The following is a 17,202-nucleotide window of genomic DNA, read 5'->3' as shown; positions in this document are numbered from 1 at the left end:
ACTGACATGCAGATCGGTCTTGTGGGTCTCGGCAAGATGGGCGGCAACATGCGCGAGCGCCTGCGCAACGCCGGCCACACAGTCGTCGGCTACGACACCGACCCGGAGAAGTCCGACGTCGCCAGCCTCGCCGACCTCGTCGACCAGCTTCAGGCGCCGCGCACGGTCTGGGTCATGGTCCCGGCCGGCGACCCCACCCAGCACGTCATCGACCGTCTGGCGGACCTCCTCAAGCCGTACGACACGGTGGTCGACGGCGGCAACTCCCGCTGGACGGACGACGAGAAGCACGCCGAGGAGCTGAGCAAGCGCGGCATCGGCTTCGTCGACGCGGGCGTCTCGGGCGGCGTGTGGGGCCTGAAAAACGGCTACGCCCTGATGGTCGGCGGCGAGAAGGAGTACGTCGACCGGCTCCGGCCGATCTTCGAGGCGCTCAAGCCGGAGGGCCCGTACGGCTTCGTGCACGCGGGCCGGGTGGGCGCCGGGCACTTCGCGAAGATGGTCCACAACGGCATCGAGTACGCGATGATGCAGGCCTACGCCGAGGGCTGGGAGCTGCTGGAGGCCGTGGACTCGGTGGACAACGTCCGCGAGGTGTTCCGCTCCTGGCAGGACGGCACCGTCATCCGCTCCTGGCTGCTCGACCTCGCGGTCAACGCGCTCGACGAGGACGAGCACCTGGAGACCCTGCGGGGCTACGCCCAGGACTCCGGCGAGGGACGCTGGACCGTGGAGGCCGCGATCGACAACTCCGTGCCGCTGCCCGCGATCACCGCCTCCCTCTTCTCCCGGTTCGCCTCCCGGCAGGACGACTCGCCGCAGATGAAGATGATCGCGGCGCTGCGCAACCAGTTCGGCGGCCACGCCGTCGAGTCGGCGAAGAAGGCGTAGCACCGTGGGCGATCTGCTGCTGGTCCGCCACGGCGAGACGGAGTGGAGCCGGAGCGGACAGCACACCAGCTTCACCGACCTGCCCCTCACCTCGAACGGCGAGGAGCAGGCCAAGTCGCTGACTCCGCTCCTGGCGGGCCGTTCCTTCGCGCTGGTCCTCACCAGCCCGCTCGGCCGCGCGGTGCGCACCGCCGAACTCGCGGGCCTGACGGGGGCCGTGCGGGACGCGGACCTGCACGAGTGGTACTACGGCGCCTACGAGGGCGTCACCACCGAGGAGATACACCGCACCCGTCCCGACTGGGACCTGTGGACCGACGGAGGCCCGCCCGGCCCCGACGGCAAGCCGGGCGAGTCCCCCGAGGAGGTCGGCGAGCGGGCCGACCGGGTGCTGTCCCGGGTGGCCGACGCGCTGCCCGGGGGCGATGTGCTGCTGGTGGCGCACGGCCATTTCCTCCGCGTCCTGACCGCCCGCCGGCTGGGCCTGCCGCCGTCGGAGGGGCGGCTGTTCCGCCTGGAGACGGGCACGGTCTGCCGGCTGTCGACCGAGCACGGGCGGCCTGTGATCGCGGAGTGGAACACCAGGGCATAGGGCCTGTTACGAAAGTGCCGCCTGCCGCGCGACGCCCGGCACGCACTCTCGCAACAGGCCCTGACCGGCCCCGGCCGGAGGTGAGTTGACAGCCTCCGGCCGGGCGCGTCAGAGTCCAGGTCGATGCAGATCGACGACATGACACCCGCCGAGGAGCGGGTGTGGCGGGCCTTTCCGCGCGGGGACGACGTGGGCTTCCGGGGGCCGGCGGACGAGGACCCGGCGCGGGGCGCTGACTGGGGACCCGAACGGACCGTACGGGCGGCCGTGTTGCGGGCCCTGCTGCTGAGCGCCCCGCAAGAGGACGGGGAGACGGCCGCCCTCCGGCTGGCGGGCGCGCGGATCACGGGCGTGCTGGACCTCAAGTACGCAGAGGTCGACCACGCCGTGCGCCTCAGCGACTGCTTCTTCGAGGACGTGCCCGTCCTGTACGGGGCGCGGCTGCGCCAGCTGAACCTGCGCGACTCCGTCCTGCCCGGACTGGACGCCGCCACCCTGCGCGTGGACGGCGTGCTGCGCATGTCGGACTGCCTGTTCGACGGGCCCGTGCGGCTCGGCGGCGCGCAGATCTCCGGGGCGCTGTTCATGGACGGGGCCGACATCGGCGAACCGCCCGCCGGACAGCCCGCGCTCCAGCTCAACCACGTGACCATCGGCGACGGCCTGTCCGCACAGGGCATGCGGACACGCGGCGAGGTGCGCCTGACGGGCGCGTCGACCGCCGGCACGATCGACCTCACGGCGGCGCGGCTGACAGCCGGTGCCGGTGAGGCCGCCCTCGACGCGGTCACCCTCACGGTGGAGGGCGATGTCCTGCTTCGCGACGCGGACGTGCGCGGCTGGATCGGCCTGCGCGGCGCCCGCATCGCGGGCCGTCTGGACCTCTCCCGCGCCCGCCTGGTGAACCCCGGTGACGCGGCGCTGCGGGCGAGCAGTTGCACGATCGGGGAGCTCTGGCTGCGCAAGAGCCCGCCCATGTCGGGCACTCTCAACCTGCGTCGCGCCCAGTTGGATGTCCTCTTCCTGGAAGCGGATTCGGTGCCCGACGAGGTCCTGCTCGACAGCCTCGTCTACGCCTCCCTCTCCCCGCATGAGCCCGCCGAGCAGCGCCTGGCGATGCTGGAGCGGGACCGCGAGGGCTATGTCCCGCACGCCTATGAGCAGTTGACCGCCGCCTACCGCCGCATCGGCGACGACCGGGCCGCCCGGATCGTCCAGCTCGCCAAGCAGCGCCGCCACCGCGGCACCCTGCCCTGGTACGGCCGGCTGTGGGGCTACGTCCAGGACGCCACCGTCGGCTATGGCTTCCGCCCCCTGCGCGCCGCGGGCTGGCTGGTGTCGCTGCTGGTGATCGGCTCCCTCGCCTACGCGCTGCACCACCCCCAGCCGCTGAAGGCGGACGAGGCCCCGCAGTTCAACCCGGTCTTCTACACCCTCGACCTGCTGCTGCCGGTGATCTCCTTCGGGCAGGAGGGCGCGTTCGCACCCACCGACGGATACCAGTGGCTCTCCTACACCCTCGTCCTCACCGGCTGGATCCTCGCCACGACCGTCGTCACCGGCATCACCCGGACCGTCAGCCGCCAGTGAGCGCCCGCACCGCGTGCTGTGCCGCCAGCCGCACCGGGGCGTTCGCGGCGCCGTAGCCCCGGTAGCCGTCGTCGCGCTGGACCAGTTCGAAGAAGACGCGGCCGACGGTGCGGGTGTAACAGTGGCGGAAGACGCCGTGGGCGTCGCGGTCGTAGAGGATGCCGAGGTCGCGGTAGGTCTCCAGCTCGCCGTCGGCGAACTCGAAGCGGGCCGCGAGATCGTCGTAGTAGTTCGCCGGGACGGGCAGCAGACTGCCGCCGGCCGCCCGGAAGCGGCGGGCCGAGGCGACCACGTCGTCGGTGGCCAGGGCGATGTGCTGGGCGTGGACGGTGTCGTCCGTGGGCGCGGGGCCGACGGTGAGGGCGATCCGGACGCCGCCGTCGGTGTTGGTCACGGCACGGCTGCGCAGCAGACCGTAGGGGTCGGCGACGTCCACGCTCTCCTGGGCCCGCAGGCCGAGCACACCGTGGTGGAAGAGGGCCGCCTCGTCGAAGTGGTGCCAGGGCTGGGTGAGCGCGAGATGGTCGATGCGGCGGACGGTCGCGGGCGCGGGCGCCGGGTCGGTGTCCTCGAAGTCGGCCCGCCAGTCGGGCAGGCCCGGGCGGCCGGTGGCGCAGAAGAAGAGCTCCGTGCCGTCGGGGGCGGCGACCGCGTCGAGCGGGGCGTCCTCGGGTGCGCGGCGGCGCGGCAGGACGGGGGCCAGCAGCGCCTCGGCACGCCGGGCCGCCGCGCCCGGGTCCGGTGACTCCAGCCCGATCGCGGCGAGCTGGGTGCCGTCCCGGCGGACGGCCGGCCCGGTGTTGACCAGGATCCGGGCGTCCCCCTGCTCCCACAGGGCGACGGGCTTGCCGCGATGGCGGGCGGTGCGGGTGAAGCCGAGGGCGCCGAGCAGGGTGGTGAGAAGTTCGGCGTCCGGCGTGACCAGTTCGGCGAAGGCGACGCCGGTGGGGACGACGGGCTCGGGCAGGGCGGCCCGGCCCACCGTCTCCTCAAGGACCAGCAGGGAACGCCGGGCGTCGACGGCGGTCGGACCGGCCTCGGCCTGCCGGAAGACGTCGTTGAAGACCTCCAGGGAGAGCGGTCCTTCGTAGCCGGTGCGCAGCACGTGCCGTACCAGGCCGGTGACGTCGAAGCCGCCCTGGCCGGGGAAGCAGCGGTAGTGGCGGCTCCACTGGAGGACGTCCATGGCGAGCAGCGGGGCGTCGGCGAGCTGGAGGAAGAAGATCTTCTCGCCGGGGATGGCCGCAATGCCTTCGAGGTCCTTGGGTTCAGAGCCGCGCGAGAGGATGTGGAAGCTGTCCAGGCAGGTGCCGAGGGCGGGGTGGCCGGCCGACTCCACGATGCGCCAGGCGTGGTCGTACGTGCTGACGTGCCGCCCCCAGGCGAGCGCCTCGTAGGCCACCCGGATCCCGGAGTCCCGGGCGAGGTCGGCGAGCCGGTTCAGCTGCTCGGCGGCGAGGGCGTCGTCGTCCACCGCCTGCGGGGAGACGCTGGAGCAGACGAGGACCGTGTCGGCACCTAGCCTGCGCATCAGCTCGAACTTGTGGCGGGCCCGCCGCAGGTTCCGGGCGAACTCGTCCTCGGGGACGGCCTCGATGTCCCGCATCGGCTGGTACAGGTCGATGGTGAGGCCGAGGTCGGCGCAGCGGGCGCGGATCTCCTCGGGTGTGAGGGGGCTGGCCAGCAGGTCGTTCTCGAAGATCTCCACCCCGTCGAAACCGGCGCGGGCGGCGGCCGTGAGCTTCTCGGTGAGGGATCCGCTGAGGGAGACGGTGGCGATGGACGTACGCACGTCGGTACCCCTTCCTAGTTCGGTGCCCCTACGGCTCCGGCCAGTTCGGTCAGGTCCGCCAGCATCCGGGCGGCGTCCGGTTCCCGCCCGGTGAACAGGCGGAACGCGTCGGCGGCCTGGAAGGCGGCCATGCCGCCGCCGTCGAGGGTGGCGCAGCCCAGCGCGCGTGCGGTGCGCAGCAGTTCGGTCTCCAACGGGCGGTAGACGACCTCGGCGACCCACAGCCCGGGGTGGAGCAGCTCGGCGGGCAGCGGCAGTCCGGGGTGGGCCGCCATGCCGGTGGGCGTGGCGTGGACGATGCCGTCGGCGTGTGCGAGGAGCCGCGCCTGCCGGTCCGGGGTCACGGCGGCGGCACGGCCCCGGCCGAAGGCGCGGTTCAGGGAGTCGGCCAGGGCGGCGGCCCGTTCGGGCAGGGCGTCTACGACGGTGACCCGCTCGGCGCCGAGGGTGAGCATGGCGTGCGCGACGGCCGCGCCCGCGCCGCCGGCGCCGAGCTGCACGACCCGCTCCAGCGGCGCGTCGGGCAGCCCGCGCGCGAAGGACGCGGCGAAACCGGTGACGTCCGTGTTGTGGCCGACCGCGCGACCGTCCTCGAAGACGACGGTGTTGACCGCGCCCAGCGCCTTGGCCTGCGGGGCGAGCGCGTCCAGGTGCTCGATGACGAGCTGCTTGCAGGGATGCGTGATGTTGAGCCCGTCGAACCCGAGGTCACGGGCGGCCCGCACCAGATCGCCCACCGCCTCGGGCGGCACCCCGAGCGGGTCGATGTCGATCAGCCGGTACAGCAGGCGCAGGCCCTGCCGGTCGCCCTCCCGCTCGTGCAGCGCCGGGCTGAGCGACGGGCCGATACCGGAACCGATCAGTCCGGCGAGATACGAGTCCTTCGGCACACGGGCCTCCCGGCTCACTAATGTACGAACTAGTACGTTAGCTATATCAGCCGAGTGTGACCCCGGGAAGCCCTCGGTGGGGCGCGGGCCCTGCTTCTACAATCACCGGCACCGGCCCCTCCGCCCGAAGGAACCTGATGACCAGCGTCGAAGAACCGGCACGTCCTGGCGAACGCGAGCGCATCCGTGACGCCGCCCGCACCCAGGCCGAGATCCTCGACGTCGCCACGCAGGAGTTCGCCCGGGCCGGCTACGACGGGGCCCGGGTGGACGAGATCGCCGCCCGCACCCGCACCACGAAGCGAATGATCTACTACTACTTCGGCGGCAAGCAACAGCTGTTCACAGCCGTGCTGGAGCGGGCCTACGGCGTGATCCGGGAGGCCGAGCAGCAGCTCGACGTCGACCACCTCGACCCGGTGGCGGCCATCCGGCGCCTCGCCGAGCTGACCTTCGACCACCACGAGCAGCACCCGGACTTCATCCGCCTGGTCAGCATCGAGAACATCCACAAGGCGCAGCACATCGCCGCCTCCGAGAAACTCGGGAAGATCGGCTCCCCCGCGCTGGACGTCATCCGCCGCATCCTCGAGGAAGGCCGCAGGTCAGGGCTGTTCACCGCGGATGTCGACGCCGTGGACCTGCACGCGATGATCTCCTCCTTCTGCTTTTTCCGGGTCTCCAACCGGCACACCTTCGGTGCGCTGTTCGGCCGCGACCTGGTCGACCCGGCACAGCGCGCGCACTACCGCACCATGCTGGGCGACATGGTGATCGCGTATCTGACGGCGGAGCGCGCGGCGGGCTGAACGTCCGGCGCCGAAGGTCCGGCGCGCGACCCCTTGACACCGGCGGCACTCGGGCGCAGCATCCCTAGCCAACCCCTACTAACTATCCAGTGGGTTAATTAGCCGCGATCCGGCACTTCCCCCTTCGCTCGTCCTTCTGTTCACTCCGCCTATGGTGGAGCCCGCTAAGGAGCCGCCGTGTCCGTCCCCGCCACGCCCCAAGGGGCCGCAGCCCCGCCCGGTCAGCCCAGGAAAGCCGCGACCGCCGCCTGGATCGGCAGCGCGCTGGAGTACTACGACTTCTTCATCTACGGCAGCGCCGCCGCGCTGGTCTTCCCCGAGGTGTTCTTCGACGAGTCGGACCCGGCCACCGCGACCCTGCTGTCACTGGCCACGTTCGGCGTCGCGTACGCCGCCCGCCCGGTCGGCGCGCTGGTCCTCGGCCACTTCGGCGACAAGCTGGGCCGCAAGAAGATCATGGTCTTCACGCTGATGCTGATGGGCCTGTCGACGTTCCTGATCGGCTGTCTGCCGACCCGGGACCAGGTCGGCACGCTCGCCCCGGTCCTGCTCGTGCTGTGCCGGGTGCTCCAGGGCATCTCGGCGGCGGGCGAACAGGCCGGCGCCAACTCCATGACGCTGGAACACGCGCCGCCGGGCCGGCGCGGCTTCTTCACCAGCTTCACCCTCAGCGGCACGCAGGGCGGGCAGTTGCTGGCCACGCTGGTCTTCATCCCGGTCGCCGCGATGCCCGAGGAGCAGTTGCTGTCGTGGGGCTGGCGGGTGCCGTTCTGGCTGAGCGTCGCGGTCGCCGTCGTCGGCTACGTCATCCGGCGCAAGCTGGACGAGACCCCGGCCTTCGCCCAGCAGGCCGCCGAGGAGGGCGTCGTCGAACTGCCGCTGGTCGTGCTGCTGCGCGAGCACTGGACGGATGTGCTGCGGGTCATCGCGGGCGCGCTCATCGCCTCGGTCAGCACCATCTTCACGGTGTGGGCGCTGGCGTACGCCACGAGCGACGCGGTCGGCATGTCGCGCACGGCCATGCTGTGGGTGGGCGCCCTGGCCAACCTCGTCGCGCTCGCCGCGATCCCGCTGTGGGCCACGCTGTCCGACCGGATCGGCCGCCGCCCGGTGTACCTGATCGGTGCGGTCGGCAGCGCGGTGACGATGTTCCTGTACCTGTGGGCCGTCTCCACGGGCTCGTACCTGCTGACGTTCCTGCTGGGCATCCTCTGCTTCGGCGTGGTCTACAGCGCCGCGAACGGTGTGTGGCCCGCCTTCTACGGCGAGATGTTCACGACCCGGGTCCGGCTGTCCGGCGTGGCCATCGGCACGCAGATCGGCTTCGCGGCGGCCGGCTTCGCGGTGACGTTCGCCGCGCAGATCGCGGGGCCGGGCGGTGACGACTGGTCGGCGGTGGCCCTGTTCACGGCGGCCCTGTGCGTGCCGCCGGTCATCGCCGCGCTGTCGGCTCGCGAGACGCACCGGGTTCCGACTCAGGTGCTGGGGGAACGCCCGGCCCGGGCGACGACCCAGCCGGAGAAGGTGACGGCCTGAGCCCGGACCACTCCCTGCCGGGTCCTCCCGGGTCCGGTGGCGGGTGGTCGGCCGGGTGCGGGGTAGCTGGTCGTTCAGCTGTTGGACCACGCCCGGCGGCACAGCACCAGGCGATAGCCGTCGGGGTCCTCGACGGTGACGCCCCATTCGTTCCAGTAGGGGTTGGGGGATGCGACCCGCTTGCCGCCGTGCCGCTCCAAGCGGGCGATCAGATCGTCCGGCACCGGGTCGTCGGCGTACACGACCAGCAGATCCTCCTCGGTGGGGCGGGGCTCCACCGGCCGGGCCGACTCGTGCACGAGCTCCAGATGCCAGTCGGCGTCGGGCCAGCCGAGCATCAGCAGGTCGTGGTGTCCCTGTTCGGCTCCGCCCTCGGACCGCCACACGACACTGAGCCCGAGCCCCTCGCGCCAGAACCGCTCGGCCGCCGCGAGGTCCCTGGACGGGCGGGCGATCCGGATGTGGCTGCGACCGTTCACGGGCATGGCGACCTCTTCTCGTGGCGTCCTGGTCCGCGGCGGCGATCCGCCTCGCAGCCTAGGAAACCGGCCGCCGCGTGACATCGGCCTTCGGTCCTGGGCCCCGGAGCCTAGGCCTTGGTGTGGACGAGCTGGATCAGGTTGCCGCAGGTGTCGTCCAGCACCGCCGAGGTGATGCTGCCCATCTCCAGTGGCTCCTGGGTGAACCGCACACCCAGACCCCGCAACCGCTGGAACTCCGCCTGGACGTCGTCCACGGCGAAGGAGGCGGCCGGGATGCCGTCCTCGACCAGCGCCGTCTTGTACGGCTGCACCGCGGGATGGCCGGACGGCTCGAGCAGGAGCTCCGTCCCGTCGGGTTCCTCCGGCGAGACCACGGTCAGCCACCGGTCCGCGCCCACGGGGACGTCGTGCTTCTTCACGAAGCCCAGTACCTCGGTGTAGAAGCGCATGGCCTTGTCCTGGTCGTCGACGAAGACGCTGGTGATGTGAATCCTCATGAGATCTCCTCCGCTGCGTCGGGCTTGAGCCATCGGGTCATGACGCGCTCAAGGGGTTCGGTGTTCAGGTCGTGGAACTTGTAGCGGCCCTCGCGCCGTGAAACGACCAGACCTGCCGATTCCAGTACGGCCAGATGCTGACTGACCGCCTGGCGCGACAGCCCCAGACCGTGCTTGGTCACCAGCCGCGTGCAGATCTCGAACAGGCTCTGGCCGTCCCGTTCGGCCAGCTCGTCCAGGATGCGCCGACGGGTGGGGTCGGCCAGCGCCTTGAAGACATCCTCCGCCATGACCCCACGATAGGCAAGTAACGGCTTGCCTATCAAGACCGGGCTCCGGCGTCGGACCGATGCCGGTGTCGGGGGCCGGGTGGATACGGGTGCCGGTCGGGGACGACGCGGCGCGGTGGGCCACGCGGGGCCACAGTCGCAAGGTGCTCCTCGTCGTCCACAACGTCACCGCCGCGACCCGCCTCCGCGACGTCCTGCCCCTCTTCACGACGACCTGCGCGTGCAGTTGCCGGCGACCTGCCCGGGCTCGTCCGCGTTCGGCGCCGGTGTCGCCGAGCTGCAGGCCGGCACGGGCGTTCCCGTGCTGCCGTGGGAGCAGGCGGTCCGGACTCCGGTCCTCTCACTCGCGCTTTCGAGCAGCTTTGGCGGTCAACTACATTCAGGACAAGGGGAGTTGACCGTATCGTCCCATGACTGTGGATACACCAAGAGGCTGGCGGTGCCGGGAGCCTGCGCCCGTCTTCGGGATGTCGCCCGAGTGGCTGCTCGGCGAGGACGGGTCGCCGATCGCGAACGTGCTCGTGCTGTCGCACCCCGAGCAGTACGAACGGCTGCGTGCCGTCTGCCCCGCGGCCGCGCCCACGGCCGTCATCGCCGGAGACCCCTGCTGGCACCGGATACTGGCGGCCCGTCCGTACCGCGAGCGTTTCCGCCGCGCCCTCGGTGTGGGCCGGGGCCGGCGCCTGATCGTCCTCAGCTCCACCTGGAACCCCGAGTCGCTGTTCGGCGACGGCGGCGATGACGTGCTGCCGTCCCTGCTGCCCCGGCTGACCTCGGAGTTCCCGGCCGACGAGTACCGTCTCGCGGCCGTGCCGCACCCCAACGTCTGGCACGGGCACGGCCCCGGCCAGATCCGCGCCCGCCGGTCCGGCCTGACGCTCGTCGACCCCCTGGCCGGCTGGCGCCAGGCGCTGCTCGCCGCCGACGCCGTGATCGGCGACCACGGCTCGGTCACCTACTACGCCGCCGCCCTCGGCACACCGGTACTCCCGGGCGCCGCTCCCCTGTCCGGCCTCGACCCCGACGCCCCCGTCCACGCGTCGGCGGGGAGCTGGCCGCCGGGGAAGCGGGCCGACTGCCGCCAGCCCCAGTGGACGGCGAGGATGGAGGGGCGGTGGGGCGGTGGGGAATCCGGGGGTGCCGCGTACGCCGCGCGCGAAGTCCGCCCAGGCGCGAGCCAGTTCGGGGTTGTCGCGGACCCGTTCGTGGACCAGGCGGTCCACGTCGTCGACCTGCCCGTGCGTGGTGAGTGCGGGCACCTCGCGTCCGGTGATCCGGCGGACCAGTCCGCCGGCCGATTCCCAGGCCCACCTGCCGGCCTCGTTGGCCATGCCGGCTGTCGACGGCTCCGGGTACCGCGCCGATCGCGCCCAGCGAGATCGGGTCCAGCATGCGGCCGCACTCCCCCCACGTGGTCGTTGGGGTGGATCAACCCTAGCCGGTGCGGGGCGGCCTGATGGGCAGTCATCAGAGCTCGTCCACCATGGTCACCACGACGCGGACGGTCGTTCACCGGTTCCTGCGTGATCACGAATGGTTCCTGCACGAGGATGAGGTCTGAGGCGGTCCGGTCGGGGTATGCCGGATCTCACCTCGACGAGTGCGACGGAGGATGAGCGATGGCACAGCTGCGACAAGAGGTCGACCGGGGTGAGGCCGGGCTGGATCCGCGGGCGCTGGGCCGTCTGGACCGGCACTTCGCCCGGCTCGTCGACGAGGGCCGGCTTCCGGGCTTCCTCGTGTCAGTGGCCCGCGCCGGACGCGTCGCCCACCTCACGACGCACGGCCTGCGCGACATCGGGGCCGGGCAGCCCGTCGAGCCGGACACGCTGTGGCGGGTCTACTCCATGACGAAACCGGTCACCGCGGTCGCCGCGCTGCTGCTGGTGGAGGAGGGCCGGCTGTCACTGGACGACCCGGTCGCCGACCACCTGCCTGCCTTCGCCGACCCGCGGGTCTACGTCGGCGGCTCCGGGCCCGACGTCCGGACCCGCCCGGCCACCGGCCCGATACTCGTCCGGCACCTGATGACCCACACCTCGGGCCTGACCTTCGGCTTCTACCACACCCACCCGGTGGACGCCCTGTACCGCGAGGCCGGTCTGGAGTCGTCGGTGCGGCCGGGCGCGGACCTGGCCGAGACGATCGAGGTGTACGCGAGTCTGCCGTTGCAGTTCGAGCCGGGCACGCAGTGGAACTACTCGGTGGCGAGCAATGTCCTGGGCCGGGTCGTCGAGGTGGTGTCGGGGCAGCCGCTCGACGTGTTCTGTGCCGAGCGGGTCTTCGGGCCACTCGGTATGACGGACGCGGGATTCCACGTCACGGACGAGCAGGCGCCCCGGCTGTCCGAGATGTACGGGGAGAAGGAGGGCGGCGGCATCGAGCGGATCGCCGGGCTGCCGCTGCGCGGCGGCCGGCCGCGGTTCCTGTCCGGCAGTGGCGGCATGGTGGCCTCCGCCCACGACTACCACCGCTTCATGGAGTTCCTGCGCCGCCGTGGCGAGCTCGACGGCGTCCGGCTGCTCGCCCCCAAGACGGTGGACCTGATGACCCGCAACCACCTGCCCGGCGGCGCCGACCTGCGCGCCTTCGGCAGCCGCCCGGCCCACGACGAGCCCGGCAACGAGGGCGTCGGCTTCGGGCTCAACGTCTCCGTGGTGATCGACCCGTCCCGCACCCAGGTGCCGTCCGGGCTCGGCGCCTACGGCTGGAGCGGGGTGGCCACGACGACGTTCTGGGTCGACCCGGGCCGCGACCTGACGGTGCAGTTCATGACGCAGGTGCGGCCCAGGTCCTCCCACTCGGTCTTCCGCGACCTCAAGAAGTTCGTCCACGAGGCCGTCTCGGGCTGACCCCCGCTACTGGTCGACGCGGAGCGTGAACTCGACGCCGTCCCTGGCCAGTTCACTCAGCCACTGTTCGGACCGGGCCGCCGTCTCGGCGGCGCGGTTCAGGCCCGGCGGCAGGGAGCCGTCCAGGACGTGGCGGACGCCCAGGGCGAGGGTGCGCGAGACGCAGCGGGCCATCGCGCTCTCGCGCGCGTCGCCCACCAGGTCCAGGAGGTAGCCGCCCGCCCAGGTCCGCCCGGTCCCGGCCCGGACGTCCAGCGACACGGCGAGGACGACCCGGTCCCGGTCGTCGTCCGTGGTGGGGTAGGCGGCGGCCAGTTCCCGGGCCAGGGCGGTGATCCGGGCGTCGTCGCCCCTCTTCAGCTCCTCGAAGACGCCGTCCCAGGCGCGCAGCCAACCCTCCAGACGCAGGGTGCCGCGGACGAACGTGCGCGGTGTCCAGGCGTCCGGCAGTCCGTACTGTGCGACGAAGGGGACGCTGTCGCGGTTGGGGTAGACCTCGAAGGTCTCCCCGTCGACGACGTGCCGCCGGGTCGCCTCCCACGGCCGGTCGGCGACCGTCTCGGCGCCGCCCTCGATGTAACGGGCCGGGGAGCGCAGGGCGTTGAGGACCCCCGCCGGTGCCCAGCTGAAGCGGTACGTGAAGTCGTTCGGGACGGCCGGGACGCCGCCGCAGTACGACGTGAGGGTGTACGAGGCGGGCGTCTCCTCGCCGATGGCCTCCCGGGCGCGGGCGACGAGGGCGTGGGCGAAGAGATGGTCGATGCCCGGGTCGAGCCCGGCCTCGGTGAGGACGACGACCCCGGCCTTCTCGGCGGCGGGCACCTGCTCGAGGACCGCCTCGGACACATAGCTGGAGCAGGCGAAGTGCGCCCCGAGCCGGACGCACTCGGCGAGCAGCGGCGCATGCTCCGGTGCGGGCAGCATGGACACCACGATGTCGCCGGGCGTCAGTTCGGCGGCGAGGGCGGGCAGCGTGTAGGCGCGGGGCCCGGCCCGTCCGGCGAGGCCCAGCCGGTCGAGGGCGTCGGCCGCGCGGCTCTCGGTGCGGTGCCAGAGCCGTACGCGCTCGGCGGTGTCGCACAGCGTGGCCAGGCCGCTGCCCGTGGACAGGCCGGCGCCGACCCAGTGGACGGTGCCGCTCGCGGGTACCAGATCAGTGGTCAAGGATCTCCCCCTTGTCGAGGCCGTGTTCGCGGCATGCCTGGCGGAACCGGTCCAGGCAGCGTCCCCAGGGCCCGGTGACGCCGAAGTCGAGCAGGTGGGGCAGGAGGGCGGCCGAGAAGTCGGTGCTGGACTCCAGCGGCAGCAGGGAGGGCAGGTTGTCGATGGCGATCAGGTCGAGCGGGGGATTCTCGCGCAGTCGGCGGACGGGCTCGTCCCAGTCGGTGGTCTCGTCGTACACCGGAAGGACGTTGAGCGGGGAGCCGACGTCGCACGTCACGTCGCACAGGGTGCGCAGGCGGCGGTCTTGGGTGTCGAGGTCCTGCTCGCGGAGGAAGGGCGGGACGGGGCTGGTGGCGAGCACCGCGTTCACCATCGCGTCGTGCTCCAGCAGGGCGCGGCGGTCCAGGTCGCGGGTCTCGGCGAGGTCCCAGCAGGTCGGGTCCGCACCGGCGGTTGCGAAGGCCGCGCGGGCACCGCGGCCGCTGCGTCCCAGGGCGCCGATGACCAGGCCGGTGAACTCGGCGTCGTCCGGGGCGGGCTTCAGCGTCTCGTCCAGGGCCTCCTTCGTCGTGGGCGTCAGCGGTGCCCGCAGCCGGCCGCGGTGCTGGAGCACCGCCAGGGCCGCGCCCAGGTAGCCGGCCCAGAACCCGAAGGCGGCGAGGCGCCGCCCGGTGTCGTCCACCAGGTACTCCAGGTCGAACAGCGCCCCGCCCCCGGCGGCGAACCGGCGCAGCAGTCCGGCCGCTTGGGGCTGGTCCTTGTAGGCGTGGCCGAAGAAGATGTGCCGGTGCGTCAGTTCGGCCGGTTCGTCGGGCAGTTCCTTCAGGCCGAGCACGACGGCGTCCCGCGGGGCCGACGCCCAGGAGCCCGCGGGGGCGACGCGGCAGCCGGCCGCCTCGTACTCCTCGATCGGGAAGACCCGCTGCGGGGAGTCCTCGACGGTCAGTGCCACTCCGTTCCCGACGAGCCGCCGGGCGTCGTCGGGCACGACCGGCGTGCGTCGCTCGGTCGTTCGGGCCTCGTGGCGCAGCCACAGATGGAGCTCGGTCATACCAGTTGGGCCTCAAGGACGTGAGGCGTCGGCCGCTGAGGACCGACGCTCAAGGGACGGACATCCACGAAGGGTACGCGGCCCGCCCGCGGGTCGCGCGCCCATGCGCCCAGGTCACGTCGAGGGGCACCGGAACCTGCCCCGGCGTCTCAGGAGGAGCTGACCACCGCGTCGAGGTGGGGCAGGTGGTGGTCGAGGCGCTCCCGCTTGGTCCGAAGATAGGTGATGTTGTTCTCGCACGGCGGGATCAGCAGCGGCACCTGCTCGGCGACCTCGATGCCGTGGTTCACCAGCGCCTCGCGCTTGCGCGGGTTGTTGGACATCAGGCGCACGGACTTGACGCCCAGGTCGTCGAGTATCCGGGCCGCCACGCCGTAGTCGCGGGCGTCCACCGGCAGGCCGAGGGCGAGGTTGGCCTCGACGGTGTCCAGACCCTCCGCCTGGAGGGCCATCGCGCGCAGCTTGGCGAGCAGGCCGATGCCGCGGCCCTCATGCCCTCTGAGGTAGACGACGACACCGGCGCCCTCGGCGACGACCGCGCGCAGGGCGGCGTCGAGCTGGTCGCCGCACTCGCAGTGCTGGGAGCCGAAGGCGTCGCCGGTCAGGCATTCCGAGTGCAGCCGGATGAGCACGTCGTCGGTGCCGAGGTCGCCGTAGACCAGCGCCACTTGTTCGTCACCGCGGTCGTGGTCCAGGTAGCCGACCGCCTGGAATTTCCCGTACACGGTGGGCAAGGGCGCATTCACGACGCGTTCCACGCCGGTCCGCTGCGGGGACTTCTTGCCGAGTACGCCAATTTTTTCTGTCATGATTCTCGAGTTCCTAAGCAGAGACGAAAGGCCGTGTCGTTATGAGTGATCTGGTGCCGGCGGACACCACGGAAGACGTACGGACGCGGGGCGCCGGTGTCTCACGGCAGGTCGCGGTGCTTCCCGTGGGGAGCTTCGAGCAGCACGGTCCGTATCTTCCGCTGGCGACCGACACGCTCGTCGCCTGTGCCGTCGCGCGGGAGATAGCCGGCGCGTACCCGGTGCACCTCCTTCCTCCGGTGACGATCTCCTGCTCGCACGAGCACGCGGCCTGGCCGGGGACCGTGAGCATCTCCTCGGTGACCCTTCATGCGGTGGTACGGGACATAGCGGCTTCGCTGCGCCGGTCGGGCGTCGACGCCCTGGTGGTGGTCAACGGGCACGGCGGAAACTACGTGCTGGGCAACGTCGTTCAGGAATCCTCCGCCCGCGGCGAGCGGATGGCGCTGTTCCCGGCCCCGGAGGACTGGGAGGCGGCGCGGGAGCGGGCGGGTGTGCTCACCTCGCTGCTCACCGACATGCACGCGGGGGAAATAGAGACCTCCATCCTTCTGCACGCTCATCCCGAAATGCTCCGACCCGGTTATGAGACTTGCGATTTTGTCGCTGACGACCGGCGTCATCTGCTCACCCTCGGCATGTCCGGTTATACCGATTCCGGTGTCATCGGCCGTCCTTCGCTGGGTTCGGCGGAAAAGGGGAAGGAACTCCTGGCGAGCCTGGCGGATTCCTTCGGGGCGTATTTCTCGCTGCTGACCTCCGACGAGTAGTCGGCCACGGCCGCGGGGCCGGGTCCAGGTGCCGGTGAGGCGGGCGGGGACCCGGCGCGCAGACCCGCGTACCAGCGGGCGACGAGCACGACCAGGCCGGGCAGGCTCGCCACGAGGCTGAGCACCCCGTAGACGACCGCGACGGCGAGTCCCCGGCCGGCGCCCAGGCCCGCGGCGCCGAACGCCCAGGCGGTGACGCCCTCCCTCGGTCCCCAGCCGCCGACGTTCAGCGGCAGGCCCATGGCCAGCAGCGCCAGTACGGCGAGCGGCACCAGGACGGCCACGGAGGCGGCGGCTCCGGCGACGCGGGCGGCGAGTAGGAACATGGCGACGTAGCCTGCCAGGACGACCACGGAGGAGACGATGACTCCGGGCCCGTTGCGGCGGGACAGCAGCCCCTCGCGCGCCTCGGCGAGCGTGGCGCGCAGCGCCCGGCCCCGGCGGGAGGGCGCCGCGCGGTTCATGCGCAGGGCGAGGACGACGGCGAGTGCGCCGAGTGCGGCCAGGACCGCGAGCGGCGCGGCGTGCCGGGCTTCCGCCAGCACCGGGGACGGCATGGTCAGCAGGACCACGGCCCCGACGGCGAACAACGCGATCTGCCCGGCGGCCCGTTCGAGGACGACGGCCTTCACGCCCCGCCGCACGTCCCCCTCGCTCTGCCCGTGCCGCACCGCCCGGTGCACGTCGCCGAGCACACCGCCGGGCAGCGCCGCGTTCAGGAACAGCGCCCGGTAGTAGTCGGCGACGGCCGGTCTGAACGGCAGCCGGATCCTGAGGCTCCGGGCCACGAGCGCCCATCGCCACGCGCTGAACACGGTGGTGACGAGCCCGATTCCGAGGGCCAGCACCAGGGACGTCCCGTCGATGCGGCGCAGCCCGTCCAGGAAGACCCCGGTGCCCAGCCGCCACAGCAGCACGCCGAGGATGACGACTCCGGCGAAGGTGCCGAGGTGCGTACGGGCCTTGGGGGAGCCGAGCCGGGCGAGGGCGGTACGGACGGGGCCGGGACGGGAGGCCTCCGGGCGGGTCATGGGCGTCCGGGTCTCGGCGTCGGTGGCGGGGCGTGGGGAGAGGGCCGGCTCGCCGAGTCGGCGCACGGCCGTGCCGTCGGCGACCGGGCACGGCACGTCCGGATCGGCCAGGGGCGCGATCGCGCTGCTCGTCCCTGCCCCGGCGGGCGAACGCCG

At 72.2% G+C, this 17,202-nt stretch carries 15 protein-coding genes and 2 pseudogenes; 8 read left to right on the top strand and 9 right to left on the bottom strand.

Annotated elements, in window-relative coordinates; genetic code table 11:
* Positions 1-6: 6 nt before the first annotated feature.
* The 3 genes from gnd (at position 7) to ACIBNA_RS10060 (ending at position 3,073) form a co-directional block, all read left to right on the top strand.
* Positions 7-891 (top strand): phosphogluconate dehydrogenase (NAD(+)-dependent, decarboxylating), encoded by an 885-nt coding sequence (gene gnd, locus ACIBNA_RS10070; protein WP_399164755.1) that lies wholly within the window; start codon positions 7-9, stop codon positions 889-891.
* 4 nt (positions 892-895) lie between these two features.
* Positions 896-1,483 carry a histidine phosphatase family protein gene (locus tag ACIBNA_RS10065; RefSeq protein WP_399164754.1) on the top strand — a complete coding sequence of 196 codons (588 nt, stop codon included), beginning with the start codon at positions 896-898 and terminating at the stop codon, positions 1,481-1,483.
* A gap of 123 nt (positions 1,484-1,606) precedes the next feature.
* A complete protein-coding gene (locus ACIBNA_RS10060; protein ID WP_399164753.1) occupies positions 1,607-3,073 on the top strand; it encodes a membrane-associated oxidoreductase in 1,467 nt (488 codons plus the stop codon).
* On the opposite strand, the gene ACIBNA_RS10055 is transcribed toward ACIBNA_RS10060, so the two are convergent.
* Both ACIBNA_RS10055 and ACIBNA_RS10050 read right to left on the bottom strand, forming a co-directional pair.
* The gene (locus tag ACIBNA_RS10055) at positions 3,060-4,865 is read right to left on the bottom strand and encodes a bifunctional sugar phosphate isomerase/epimerase/4-hydroxyphenylpyruvate dioxygenase family protein (RefSeq protein ID WP_399164752.1); all 1,806 of its coding nucleotides are present in this window, start codon (positions 4,863-4,865) and stop codon (positions 3,060-3,062) included. The two genes, ACIBNA_RS10060 and ACIBNA_RS10055, sit on opposite strands and share 14 nt — an antisense overlap.
* A gap of 14 nt (positions 4,866-4,879) precedes the next feature.
* A complete protein-coding gene (locus tag ACIBNA_RS10050) occupies positions 4,880-5,755 on the bottom strand; it encodes a shikimate dehydrogenase (protein WP_399164751.1) in 876 nt (291 codons plus the stop codon).
* Positions 5,756-5,892: 137 nt separating this feature from the next.
* On the opposite strand from ACIBNA_RS10050, the gene ACIBNA_RS10045 reads away from it, so the two are divergent.
* Together ACIBNA_RS10045 and ACIBNA_RS10040 are read left to right on the top strand one after the other, a co-directional pair.
* Positions 5,893-6,564: a TetR/AcrR family transcriptional regulator gene (locus ACIBNA_RS10045; protein ID WP_399164750.1), complete on the top strand. Its 672-nt coding sequence runs from the start codon at positions 5,893-5,895 to the stop codon at positions 6,562-6,564.
* A gap of 177 nt (positions 6,565-6,741) precedes the next feature.
* Positions 6,742-8,100 carry an MFS transporter gene (locus ACIBNA_RS10040; protein WP_399164749.1) on the top strand — a complete coding sequence of 453 codons (1,359 nt, stop codon included), beginning with the start codon at positions 6,742-6,744 and terminating at the stop codon, positions 8,098-8,100.
* Positions 8,101-8,174: 74 nt separating this feature from the next.
* Here ACIBNA_RS10040 and ACIBNA_RS10035 read toward each other — a convergent pair whose 3' ends face one another.
* The 3 genes from ACIBNA_RS10035 to ACIBNA_RS10025 all read right to left on the bottom strand — a co-directional run bounded on the left by ACIBNA_RS10035 (position 8,175) and on the right by ACIBNA_RS10025 (position 9,369).
* Complete coding sequence (locus ACIBNA_RS10035) at positions 8,175-8,585, bottom strand: VOC family protein (RefSeq protein WP_399164748.1); 411 nt, start codon at positions 8,583-8,585, stop codon at positions 8,175-8,177.
* A gap of 104 nt (positions 8,586-8,689) precedes the next feature.
* Positions 8,690-9,079, bottom strand: coding sequence for a VOC family protein (locus ACIBNA_RS10030; protein ID WP_399164747.1), 390 nt, complete (start codon positions 9,077-9,079; stop codon positions 8,690-8,692).
* Positions 9,076-9,369 carry an ArsR/SmtB family transcription factor gene (locus ACIBNA_RS10025; protein WP_399164746.1) on the bottom strand — a complete coding sequence of 98 codons (294 nt, stop codon included), beginning with the start codon at positions 9,367-9,369 and terminating at the stop codon, positions 9,076-9,078. The genes ACIBNA_RS10030 and ACIBNA_RS10025 overlap by 4 nt, the downstream gene beginning before the upstream one ends.
* Before the next feature lie 59 nt (positions 9,370-9,428).
* Here ACIBNA_RS10025 and ACIBNA_RS10020 point away from each other — a divergent pair.
* Both ACIBNA_RS10020 and ACIBNA_RS10015 read left to right on the top strand, forming a co-directional pair.
* A pseudogene (locus tag ACIBNA_RS10020) lies at positions 9,429-10,403 on the top strand (hypothetical protein); the annotation flags it as partial.
* A 585-nt stretch (positions 10,404-10,988) separates the two neighbouring features.
* Positions 10,989-12,221, top strand: coding sequence for a serine hydrolase domain-containing protein (locus ACIBNA_RS10015; protein ID WP_399164745.1), 1,233 nt, complete (start codon positions 10,989-10,991; stop codon positions 12,219-12,221).
* A gap of 6 nt (positions 12,222-12,227) precedes the next feature.
* Here the strand turns inward: ACIBNA_RS10015 and ACIBNA_RS10010 are convergent, their stop codons facing one another.
* From ACIBNA_RS10010 to ribA, 3 genes are all read right to left on the bottom strand, one after another.
* Complete coding sequence (locus ACIBNA_RS10010; protein WP_399164744.1) at positions 12,228-13,385, bottom strand: saccharopine dehydrogenase family protein; 1,158 nt, start codon at positions 13,383-13,385, stop codon at positions 12,228-12,230.
* Complete coding sequence (locus ACIBNA_RS10005; RefSeq protein WP_399164743.1) at positions 13,375-14,436, bottom strand: saccharopine dehydrogenase; 1,062 nt, start codon at positions 14,434-14,436, stop codon at positions 13,375-13,377. The genes ACIBNA_RS10010 and ACIBNA_RS10005 overlap by 11 nt, the downstream gene beginning before the upstream one ends.
* A 149-nt stretch (positions 14,437-14,585) precedes the next feature.
* The gene (ribA, locus tag ACIBNA_RS10000) at positions 14,586-15,245 is read right to left on the bottom strand and encodes a GTP cyclohydrolase II (RefSeq protein WP_059421618.1); all 660 of its coding nucleotides are present in this window, start codon (positions 15,243-15,245) and stop codon (positions 14,586-14,588) included.
* A gap of 41 nt (positions 15,246-15,286) precedes the next feature.
* Between ribA and ACIBNA_RS09995 the strand changes: the two genes are divergently transcribed.
* Positions 15,287-16,015 carry a creatininase family protein gene (locus tag ACIBNA_RS09995; RefSeq protein ID WP_399164742.1) on the top strand — a complete coding sequence of 243 codons (729 nt, stop codon included), beginning with the start codon at positions 15,287-15,289 and terminating at the stop codon, positions 16,013-16,015.
* A 155-nt stretch (positions 16,016-16,170) separates the two neighbouring features.
* Here ACIBNA_RS09995 and ACIBNA_RS09990 read toward each other — a convergent pair.
* Positions 16,171-17,046 (bottom strand): annotated as a pseudogene (locus tag ACIBNA_RS09990) (YbhN family protein); the annotation flags it as partial.
* Positions 17,047-17,202 lie beyond the last annotated feature (156 nt).

Source organism: Streptomyces sp. NPDC050164 (assembly GCF_044459945.1).
Classification (GTDB): Bacteria; Actinomycetota; Actinomycetes; order Streptomycetales; family Streptomycetaceae; genus Streptomyces; species Streptomyces coeruleorubidus_A.
This window is presented reverse-complemented; position numbering and strand designations above follow the sequence as displayed.